The sequence below is a fragment of the Streptomyces katrae genome (genome assembly GCF_000966975.1).
Classification (GTDB): Bacteria; Actinomycetota; Actinomycetes; order Streptomycetales; family Streptomycetaceae; genus Streptomyces; species Streptomyces katrae.
On sequence record NZ_JZWV01000038.1, the window covers coordinates 1 to 9,869 of the forward strand.

Below are 9,869 nucleotides of genomic sequence, written 5' to 3' on the forward strand. Positions count from 1 at the left end.
TCCGACGTGGTGACCGTCCGCCGCCAGATCTCCAGGGGGTCCACCGCCGCGGGGCCGGCGCCCAGGAGCACCGGGTCACCGGTGGTGTCGGCACCGGGGACGGAGGGGGCGGTGCGCGGAGCGCGGCCCGCGATCTGGCCGGTCAGGCCGGGGCCCGTGCAGGCCTGGCCGTCGGTCAAGGCGGCAGGGGCCGCGTAGCAGTGGCCGAGGCAGCGTACGGCCTGGAGGGAGACGGCCCCGTCGGGGGAGACGCCTCCGGCACGGAGACCGAGCTCCTGTTCCACGGCGTCGAGCGGGTGTCCGGCCGTCGCGGCGAAGCACGCCGCGCCGGTGCACACGCGGACATGGCGCCGTCCGTGGGGGGCCGCGAGATCGGCGTAGAACGTGGCCGGACCGAGGGCCGAAGCGGCCGGCAGACCGAGCCGGGCGGCGACGGCCGGGGACCAGGCCGTGCTGTCGCAGGCGTTTCCCGTTCGGGCCCGCGCCAGTTCGTCCAGAAGCCGGTCTCCAGGGCGTTCCCGCCGTGATGCGAGGGCCCGCAGCGCGTCGAAGCGGTCGGCCCCGGCGGTCTGTCCATGGCTCATGGCTCCTCCTCGCAAAGGAAAGCGGTCGGGGCCGCGCACCGCACGATCAGGATCCGCGAGAAGCGGATGGGCTCCTTCCGCCCCCTCGTGCGCCCGGGCCGATCTCGTCCGCAGGGCCCGGAGGCATCTCCAGGACGCTCCAGGCGACCGGGCCGAGCAGGTCCGCGACCCTCCGGAAGACGTCCATCAGCAGGTCGTCCACCGTCAGCACGCCTACGACCCGATGCCCGTCGAGGACGGGAAGACGCCGAACCCCGCTGGTGCGGAACGTCCGGTACGCGGTGTGGATGTCGTCGTGGACGCCGACCGCGACGGCGGGGGTGGTCATGACCTGGAGCACCGGATCGTCACGGTCGAGCCCCGGGGCCACCGCGCGTACGGCGATGTCACGGTCGGTGACGATGCCGCGCAGGGCTCCGCCCTCCGTGACGGCCAGGCAGCCGACGCCGTGTACGGCCATCTGACGGGCCGCCTCTCCGACGGTCGTCGTGGGGGTGACGGACACCGCGGGCGCGGACATGCATGCGGAGACGTTCATCGTCCAGCTCCTTCCGGCGGCTCCTTCCGGCCGGATCCGTGCCGCCCACGGTAGGCCCGGCGGGCGGAGCGGGGGAGGGCCGACCGGACCCGTGGAGCGGGACCGCATGGCCCTGGGCGCCGCCGGCCCGGCCGGGCACCATGGCGAGCAGATGCAGACCAGTACTCCTGCGCCGAGGTGACCTGAGATGGCAGACACGACCTGGACCACCACGGGGGTCTACACGGGATCCGGCGGGGTCCTCACGGACGAGGCCGGGATCCTCACCGGGGAACTGACGGTGCGCACCACGTGGGAGCCGGAGCGGGCACACGTGTGCGTCCAGTACGTGGGCGCCACCGAGTGGTACGCCCTGGCCGGCAGCCCGCTGCCCTGCGCTTCCGCCGAAGCCGGCCGCTCGCTCCACCAGAGTGCGGTGGATGCCGTCCGCGCCGGCGGTGCGACGCCCTTCGCCCCCATCGTCTCCGTCGGGTCAGCGTCGGCATGGGGTGCGTTTGCCGGATGACCGAGGTGTGCACGCCTACGGACGGTGACATGCGGATCGCTTACCGGCAGGCATCGAGAGGTGGTGGAGATGATGGGACCCATGGCCCCCGTTGTCGTAGGAGTCGACGGTTCCGATGCCAGCCTGTCCGCGGTGGACTGGGCCGCCGATGAGGCAGCACGACTGTCCCTTCCCCTGCGCATCGTGTACGCCTCGCTGTGGGAGCACTACGAGGGAGCCGTGCCCGCCTGGACCCTCGACCGTCCCTCCGGACAGGTTCTCGCCGAGAACATCGTGGCGGCCGGCGCCGAGCGCGTACGGCAGCGAAGGCCCGGTGTGCCCGTCACGACGGACATCGTGGCCGAGGACGCGGCGAGTGCCCTGCTGCGCGAGGGACACATGGCAGACGTGGTCGTCGTCGGCTCGCGCGGACGCGGGGAACTGGCCGATCTGCTGCTCGGCTCCGCCGCTCTTGTCGTGGCTGCCAGGTCCTCGGGGCCGGTCATCGTCGTGCGCGGGGACCGGCAGGCCCTGGAAGGACGCCACGGACGCGTACTGCTCGGCATAGGCCCCCACGACGTGGACTCCCCAGCCGTACGGTTCGCCTTCCGCGAGGCCGCCGCACGCGACGCGGAACTCGATGTCGTCTGCACCTGGCGACGCCAACTGCACGAACCGGCCGACCACATGGCCGTGTCCGGCGACGTCCCCCGTGACCGCGAGCAGCGGGCGGCGGCGCTGGTGGACAAAGCCGTGGAAGCCGTGTCCCGGGACCATCCACAGGTGCTGCTGCGCCGCACCACGCTCGAAGGCACCGCACGCAAGGTGCTCACGGAGCGGTCCGCCGCAGCGGACATCCTCGTCGTCGGCGCACGGCGCCCGGGCAGCCTGGTCGGCATGGAGCTGGGGAGGGTGGCCCACCGGGCCCTGCACCATGCCCACTGCCCCGTCGCAGTCGTCCCGCAGCACCACGACGCACCGGTTCCGGATGAATCGTGACCTCGGCCCGACCGGCGGCGCAACGGTGGTCTCGGCTGCGGCTGTGGCCGGCTTTCGATGATCTGGATCAAAGACCTCACCCGGACCATCTGTTGAGCACAACCACATACGCGCCTAGCGGCCGTTCGTGCCGGTGGCCCATATCGCCTGGTGGCTGGAGTTGTAGATGACGAGGTTGCCGTCCTGCTGGAAGGCGAGGGTCGAGCCCGGGTTACCCCAGGTGCCCGAGGACCACAGCGCCGGGCCGCCGCCCGCTGCGTAGACGACGAGGTTGCCGTCGGTCTGGAACGTGAAGGTCGAGCCCGAGTGGTTCCAGGTGTTGGAGGACCAGATCGGGGTGGCGGTGTTGTTGTAGATGACGAGGTTGCCGTCTTCCTGCATGGCAAGTTCGTAGTTTTGGACGCAGATGTACTCGCCGTGGGTGGTCCCGAAGCCTCCGTTGAAGACCCAGTCACCTTCACCCGTCTGCTTCCGATACTGGCACGCGTAGGGGAACGGGTATCCGGCGTTCGCCGCGGGCGCGACGGTCATCACGGCGGCGACGCTCGCGGCGGTCACGAGGCCGGCGGCCAGGGTCTTACGCACGAGGGGCCTACGCAAACGCATGAGAGGTCTCCAAGAACACGGCAGCAGACGACATGCTCGTGATCATATATGCGCGGACTGTTCCGCTCGGTTGACCTGAAAACCCGTCGGCCTCGGTCAAGTCGAGCTTCTGGCACGGTCGGTGGCCTGGTCGGCTCAACGGTGTTCACCGACGTCATCCGTCTCCCAGGCGAGTCGCTCCGTGACCCCGACGACACCGTCGACGGCGCGGCAGAGCCGTTCCACGACCGGGATCAGGCTCCTGAAGCGCAGCACGCCGTGGAGGGTCACCTCGCCGTCCTCGACGCTCACGGAGACGGCGGACGGGTCCAGGTGGAGGGTCCGGTCGAGAACGTCACCGGTGATCTCCTGGCGGACGGCGTCGTCGTCGCGGAGGAAGATCCGCAGCAGGTCGCCGCGGGTGACGATGCCCACCAGGACATCGGCGTCATCGACAACCAGCAGTCGCTTGACCCGCTGGCTCTCCATGAGCCGGGCGGCCTCCGCCACGGTCCAGTCGGGCCGTGCGCAGACGGGCGGTGCCGACATCAGCTCCTCCGCCGTGGTACCCGCGGCCTTGCCGCTTTCCCACGGTTCTGGCCGCGGCAGCGAGTGGAACCACTCGCCCTGATCGGCTGACTTCGGCAGGAGGTCACCCTCGGAGATCACGCCAAGCGGATGGCCGGCGGCGTCGGTCACCGCCACCGCGGAGACCTTGTGCCGGCCGAGCGTGCGCACGATGTCCTTGAAGGTCGCGTGGCCCGGGACCGTGACGACCTCACGGGTCATCAGCTCGCCCACTTCCCTGTGCCTCACCGTGTTCTCCCTTGCTTTCGTTGCCGCGTCAGGTGCCGCCGTCAGGCCGGAACCCGCTGGTGGAGCGTGGACGTGACGTCCACGACGCCGGGAACGGCGCGTGCGACGCGCACGAGTACGTCGGTCAGTGCCGGGTCGGCCACGTCGCCCTCCATCGGTACAGCACCGTGGTCGACGTGTACGTGTACGTGTACGTGCACGATCGCCGCGCCGGACGGGCCGACCGGTTCCCGGCCGGGGGCTGAGCGGACCGGTTCCCCACCCGTTCACGATGGGTCCTGCTGCGTGCCCTGGGTATGGGCCGCCACGTAGTCCGCGCAGCTCTCGAGCGTGGTGAGCGACGGGTAGTCCTGCTCCGGCAGGGCGAGCCCCGTGCGACCGCTGAGCAGCTCGACGAAGTTGAGGAAATCCAGCGAGTCCATCTCCAGGGGTGCGCGGAAGTTCTCGCGGGGGGACACCGAGGAGAGATCGGCGCCGGGCACGACCTCCTCGATCACCGCCTTGATCGTCTCGAGGGCTTCGTCGCGGGTCACAGGTCCTCCGGGTGCTGGAGCAGGCGGTCGAGTGCGGTGAGGAAGCGGGAGCCGTCCGCACCGTCGCTGGCCCGGTGGTCGGCGGACAGGGTGGCGGTGACGGTCGGGTGGACGGCGAGCATGCCGTCCACCGCTACGGGGCGGTCGGTCACCCGCCCGAGGCCGACCATCGCGACCTGGGGCGGGTAGATCACGCCGAAGACCGTCTCGACGCCCTGATCACCCAGGTTGGTCACGGTGAGCGTCGGGTCCGCCGTCTCCGAGGCGCGGAGCCGGCCGTGCCTCGCCCGGGCGACGAGGTCCTTCAGCGTGGCCATCAGCTCCGGCAGGGGCATCCGGTCGGCGTCCGCCAGAGCGGGCGCCACGAGCCCGCCCCCGCGTAGCGAGACGGCCGTGCCGAGGCGGACGCCGGTGGCGGGCACGAACCGGTCGTCGCTCCAGTGGCCGTTCAGCTCGGGCACCTCACGGGCGGCCAGTGCGACGGCTTTGAGCAGCAGTGCCGCCGGGACGAGGCGGTCGGCGACCTGCCGTGCGCCGTTCTCGGTGCGCATCCACTCCAGGGCGGAGGCGAGGTCGATGACCGTCGACAGGTAGTAGTGGGGGATCTCCCGCTTGGCGCGGGTCATCAGCCGGGCGATGGCGAGGCGGTCGCCGGGGGGCGGCGCCGCGCGGGTCCCGGCGGGCGGCGGAGGCGGTCCGGCCGGCGCCGCCCGTTCGGCCGGGGCCGCGGGAGCGGGCCCCTCGCCCGCAGCCCCGGCTGCGGCGCGGACGTCGTCGGCCTTGATCGCGCCGCGGCTGCCGGTGCCCTTGACGGAGGCGAGGTCGACACCCAAGGACTCGGCGAGGCGCCGGGCGAGCGGTGATGCCGTGATCCGCGCCGGCGCCGGGTGCGCGGCTCGGGACACGTCCTCGCGGGTGATCCGTCCGCCCATGCCGCTGCCGTGTACGGCCTGGAGGTCCACTCCTTCCTCGGCCGCCTGGTGGCGTACGAGGGGTGTGGTCAGGGCGGGCCCGGTCAGGACCGGCGCGGGCGCTGCGCTCGGCGCCCGGCCCCGGGAGGCGGTGGGGCCGATGACGGCCAGAGGGGTTCCCACGGGCACCGTGGTGCCCGGCTCGACCAGAAGTTCCGTGATGGTGCCCGACTCGAAGCACTCGACCTCGATCGTCGACTTGGCCGTCTCCACGACGGCGACGACGTCGCCCCGCGCGACCTCGCCCCCTTCCGCGACCAGCCACTCGACGAGGGTGCCTTCGTCCATGTCGGCTCCGAGGGACGGCATGGTGAACTCGCCCATGTCAGGCCACCGCCTGGCGGACCGCCGCCACGATGGAGGCGGGCTGGGGCAGGGCCGCCTCCTCCAGCTGCCGGGCGTAGGGGATCGGCACCTCCTGGCTGCACACCCGCTGGACGGGTGCGTCGAGGTCGTAGAAGGACTGCTCGGTGATGCGGGCCGAGATCTCCCCGGAGATGCTGCCGCTGCGCCAGCCCTCGTCGACGATGACGGCGCGGTGGGTGCGCGCGACGGACTCCGTCACCGTGGCGTCGTCCAATGGCCGCAGGGACCGCAGGTCCACCACCTCTGCGTCGATGCCGTCCCCGGCGAGCTCCTCCGCCGCGGCCAGGGCCTTGGGCAGTGACCCGCCGTATGTGATCACCGAGACGTCCGTGCCGGCCCGGCGCACGGCCGCCGAATCTAGGCTCACGGAGCGGATCGCGGTGTCCAGCGCACCCTCCTCGTTGTAGAGGCTCCCGTGCTCGAAGAGAACGACGGGGTCGGGGTCGTCGAGAGCTGCGGCCAGCATGTGCCGGGCGTCGTCCACGGTGGCGGGGGTGAGCACCCGGATGCCCGGGATGTGGGCGTACCAGCCCTCCAGGCTGTGGGAATGCTGGGCGCCGAGCTGCCGGCCCGCCCCCGTGGTCATGCGGATCACGACCGGTACGTTCAGCTGGCCGCCGGACATGTGCAGCAGGGTGGCCGCGTTGTTCAGGACCTGGTCGAGGGCCAGCAGGCTGAAGTTGACGGTCATGATCTCGACGACCGGACGAAGTCCGCCCAGCGCGGCACCGATGCCGGCCCCCACGAAAGCGGACTCCGACAGCGGGGTGTCGCGGATCCGATCGGGTCCGAACTCCTCCAGCAACCCCAGGCTCACCCCGAAGCAGCCGCCGTACCGGCCGACGTCCTCTCCCATGAGGAAGACCCGTTCGTCGCCGCGCAGGGCCTCTCGCAGCCCCTCGCGCAGAGCCTCCCGGTACGTGCTGCGTGGGGTCTCGGCACCCTCGGCGGGCCGGCGCGCGTTCATCACGCGCTCCCGGGGGTGCTCGTCACGAACCGCAGCAGGTCGGTGACGGGTTCGTAGGGGGCGGCTTCCGCGGCGCGTACGGCAGTGTCGATCTCCGTGGTCACGTCCTCCTCCAGTCGCTTGATCACGCCGTCGTCCACGGCTCCGGCGGTGCGCAGAATGCCCTCCAGGCCGTCCAGCGGGTCACGGGTCTTCCACTGGGCTATCTCGTCCTTGTTCCGGTAGCGGTCCGGGTCGTACATCGAGTGGGCGCGGAAGCGGTACGTCCGTGCCTCCAGGAAGTGGGGGCCTCCGCCCGCCCGGACGGACTCCGCCGCCCGCCGTGCGGCGGCCTCGACGGCCAGGACGTCCATGCCGTCGACGGTCCAGGCGGGCATACCGTACGACGCGGCGCGCATCGCGAGGTTCGTTTGCGCGTGTTCCCGCGCCAGACTGGTCCCCATGGCGTACAGGTTGTTCTCGCAGACCAGCAGGAGCGGCAGCTGCCACAGGGCGGCGAGGTTGGCCGTTTCGTGGAACTCGCCCTCCGCGTAGGCGCCGTCGCCGAAGAAGCAGCAGGTCACCCGTTCGGTGCCGCGCATCCGGTCGGCGAGCGCCAGGCCGGCGGCCAGCGGCAGCCCGCCGGCGACGATGGCGTTGCCGCCGTAGAACCGCCGTCCGGCGTCGAACAGGTGCATGGAACCCCCGCGGCCGCGACTGCACCCCGTGGCCTTGCCGAACATCTCCGCCATCACGGCCTGGGTCGGTACGCCCCGTGCGAGGGCGTGGCCGTGTTCGCGGTAGGTGGACACGACGGCGTCCTCCTCGCGGAGGGACTGGCCCACACCGACGGCGACCGCCTCCTCACCGATGTACAGGTGGACGAACCCGCGGATCTTCGCCGCGCTGTAGAGCTCGACGCAGCGTTCCTCGAACCGTCGGATCAGCAGCATCTGTCGCAGTAGCACCAGCTGATGGTCATGTTCGGGGCGGGGACCGCCGTCCTGGGCCGCACGCGGCTGACGGCGGCCGCCTGGACGCTTGGGGCCGGCGGTTCTCCTGGTGGTGGCGTTCATGGCAGGGCCCTTCCTCACGCGCCGCTCAGGCAGGACTTTCCAGGGTCGACAGATCGCCCTCGGGCAGGCCGAGTTCACGGGCCCGCAGCAAGCGGCGCATCACCTTGCCGCTGCGGGTCTTCGGGAGGTTCTGATCGAAATCGATCTCACGAGGCGCCACCGCGGTCCCGAGCCGTTGCCGGCCGAACGCGAGGAGTTCGCGCTTCAGCGCGTCCGCCGCCTCATAGCCGGGCTTCAGCGAGACGAAGGCCTTGACCACGGCCCCCACGACCGGGTCCGGGCGGCCGATCACCCCCGCCTCCGCCACGGCCGGATGCTCCATCAGGGCGCTTTCGACCTCGAACGGTCCGATGAGGTGACCGGCGGACTTGATCACGTCGTCCGCGCGCCCCACGAACCAGTACCAGCCGTCCTGGTCCCGCTTGGCCAGATCACCGGTCAGGTACCAGCCGTCGGCGAAGCAGGCCTCGTACCGAGCGCGGTCGTCCAGGTAGCCGCGGAACATCGACGGCCATCCCGGCCGCAGCGCCAGTTCACCCTCCACGCCCGGCCGGCTCACCGGTCGTACGTGCCCGTCGACGACCGCCGCGCGTCCGTCCTGCCCGCGCTCCAGGACCGCCGCGTGCACGCCGGGCAGGGGACGCCCCATGGAGCCGGGGCGGATGTCGCTGGAGGCGTAATTGGCGATCATGATGGCGCCGGTTTCCGTCTGCCACCAGTTGTCGTGCACGGGGAGCCCGAGGACCTCCTGTCCCCACACCACGGCTTCGGGGTTGAGCGGCTCGCCGACGCTGGCGATGAAGCGGAGGGCGGAGAGGTCGTACGGGCCGGGAAGGCCACTGCCGCTGCCCCGCGGCGTGGCTCGCATGAGCATCCGGATCGCCGTGGGAGCCGTGTACCAGACCGCGACGTTCTGCGTGTCGAGGATCCGGTACCAGCGGTGCACATCGAACTCGCCCTCGTCCACCACCAGGGTGGCACCGTGCGTGAGAGGGGCGATGATTCCGTAGGAGGTGCCCGTCACCCAGCCGGGGTCGGCCGTGCACCAGTACACGTCCCGCGGTCCCAGGTCCAGGGCGAAGGAGGCCGTGGCGTGGTGGGCCACGACCGCATCGTGGACGTGCACCGCCCCCTTGGGCCTGCCGGTCGTTCCGCTCGTGAAGTGGAGCAGGGCCATGTCCTCGGGGTCGGTCGGCGGCACCGTGAACTTCGGAGCGGCCTGCGCCATGAGGTCCTCGAGTACCCGAGTGCCCGCGGGAGGGTCGTCCACGCTGCCGACCAGCAGTACGTGCGTCAGGCCGGGAAGCAGCGGTCGGATCGCCTCGACCTTGCGCCGGTAGAGGGCCTCCGTGGTCACCAGGACCCGGGCGTCGCCGAGCGCCATCCGCTGCCGCACCGGTTCCGGGCCGAAGGCCGAGAACAGCGGGCACAGCACACGTCTGGCACGGAGTGTGCCCAGTACGGAGGTATACAGCTCCCGGCGCCGGCCCAGCAGGGTGAAGACCCGTTCCTGCGGGGACGTCCCCAAGGTGGTGAGGACGTTGGCGAAACGGGACGTGTCGGCGGCGAGCTCCGCGTAGCTCACGCTGGTCACGGAATCATCGGCGGCGACGCAGCGCAACGCCTCCCACGCGCCGTGGCCCGCCTCGACATGCCTGTCGACCGCCTCGAAACCCATGTTCAGGCCGCGGCCGTCCGGCAGCCCGCTCAGCCACGTCCGGGCCTCGCCCCAGCTGAACGTCGCGCGGGCCTGTTCGTAGTCCGCGAGCCGCCAGGTGTCGTGCGGGTGGCGCTTCTTGGTGATGATCGGGTAGGTCATGACGGCTCCTCGTCCACCACGAGCCCTGATGGTGGTGCGACACCACCCTCCGCCGGACGCGGGGCGTCGGGGAGGGCCGAACGGGCCCGGGCGGGGACCGCTCGGCCCCGCGCTCGCCGGCTTAGGCCGTCTCTTCCGGATCTTGCCTGACC

The 9,869-nt window shown here is 71.5% G+C and carries 12 protein-coding genes; 3 read left to right on the forward strand and 9 right to left on the reverse strand.

The features are described from left to right. Both VR44_RS02490 and VR44_RS02495 read right to left on the reverse strand, forming a co-directional pair. On the reverse strand, positions 1-584 hold a 584-nt coding region (locus VR44_RS02490; protein ID WP_045945677.1), incomplete at its 3' end, for an NADH-quinone oxidoreductase subunit NuoE family protein. 46 nt (positions 585-630) lie between these two features. Next, on the reverse strand, positions 631-1,122 hold the full coding sequence (locus VR44_RS02495) for a CBS domain-containing protein (RefSeq protein WP_045945678.1): 492 nt from the start codon (positions 1,120-1,122) through the stop codon (positions 631-633). A gap of 187 nt (positions 1,123-1,309) precedes the next feature. Between VR44_RS02495 and VR44_RS02500 the strand changes: the two genes are divergently transcribed. Together VR44_RS02500 and VR44_RS02505 are read left to right on the forward strand one after the other, a co-directional pair. Then, the gene (locus VR44_RS02500) at positions 1,310-1,627 is read left to right on the forward strand and encodes a hypothetical protein (RefSeq protein ID WP_045945679.1); all 318 of its coding nucleotides are present in this window, start codon (positions 1,310-1,312) and stop codon (positions 1,625-1,627) included. A 72-nt stretch (positions 1,628-1,699) separates the two neighbouring features. Beyond that, complete coding sequence (locus VR44_RS02505; RefSeq protein ID WP_211275003.1) at positions 1,700-2,605, forward strand: universal stress protein; 906 nt, start codon at positions 1,700-1,702, stop codon at positions 2,603-2,605. Between the two features lie 114 nt (positions 2,606-2,719). Here the strand turns inward: VR44_RS02505 and VR44_RS02510 are convergent, their stop codons facing one another. Further along, on the reverse strand, positions 2,720-3,190 hold the full coding sequence (locus VR44_RS02510; RefSeq protein WP_052713441.1) for a hypothetical protein: 471 nt from the start codon (positions 3,188-3,190) through the stop codon (positions 2,720-2,722). Positions 3,191-3,346: 156 nt separating this feature from the next. Next, positions 3,347-4,006, reverse strand: coding sequence for a CBS domain-containing protein (locus VR44_RS02515; RefSeq protein WP_045945680.1), 660 nt, complete (start codon positions 4,004-4,006; stop codon positions 3,347-3,349). Positions 4,007-4,065: 59 nt separating this feature from the next. Here VR44_RS02515 and VR44_RS02520 point away from each other — a divergent pair, with 59 nt between their 5' ends. Then, positions 4,066-4,251, forward strand: coding sequence for a hypothetical protein (locus VR44_RS02520; RefSeq protein ID WP_045945681.1), 186 nt, complete (start codon positions 4,066-4,068; stop codon positions 4,249-4,251). Between the two features lie 21 nt (positions 4,252-4,272). Here VR44_RS02520 and VR44_RS02525 read toward each other — a convergent pair whose 3' ends face one another. The 5 genes from VR44_RS02525 to acsA all read right to left on the reverse strand — a co-directional run bounded on the left by VR44_RS02525 (position 4,273) and on the right by acsA (position 9,717). Further along, positions 4,273-4,539 (reverse strand): acyl carrier protein, encoded by a 267-nt coding sequence (locus VR44_RS02525; protein ID WP_045945682.1) that lies wholly within the window; start codon positions 4,537-4,539, stop codon positions 4,273-4,275. Continuing rightward, on the reverse strand, positions 4,536-5,834 hold the full coding sequence (locus tag VR44_RS02530) for a dihydrolipoamide acetyltransferase family protein (protein WP_045945683.1): 1,299 nt from the start codon (positions 5,832-5,834) through the stop codon (positions 4,536-4,538). The genes VR44_RS02525 and VR44_RS02530 overlap by 4 nt, the downstream gene beginning before the upstream one ends. A 1-nt stretch (position 5,835) precedes the next feature. Further along, positions 5,836-6,843 carry an alpha-ketoacid dehydrogenase subunit beta gene (locus tag VR44_RS02535; RefSeq protein WP_045945684.1) on the reverse strand — a complete coding sequence of 336 codons (1,008 nt, stop codon included), beginning with the start codon at positions 6,841-6,843 and terminating at the stop codon, positions 5,836-5,838. Continuing rightward, the gene (pdhA, locus tag VR44_RS02540) at positions 6,843-7,790 is read right to left on the reverse strand and encodes a pyruvate dehydrogenase (acetyl-transferring) E1 component subunit alpha (RefSeq protein WP_245691589.1); all 948 of its coding nucleotides are present in this window, start codon (positions 7,788-7,790) and stop codon (positions 6,843-6,845) included. The genes VR44_RS02535 and pdhA overlap by 1 nt, the downstream gene beginning before the upstream one ends. A gap of 133 nt (positions 7,791-7,923) precedes the next feature. After that, positions 7,924-9,717 carry an acetate--CoA ligase gene (gene acsA, locus VR44_RS02545; protein WP_045945686.1) on the reverse strand — a complete coding sequence of 598 codons (1,794 nt, stop codon included), beginning with the start codon at positions 9,715-9,717 and terminating at the stop codon, positions 7,924-7,926. Between the last annotated feature and the right edge of the window lie 152 nt (positions 9,718-9,869).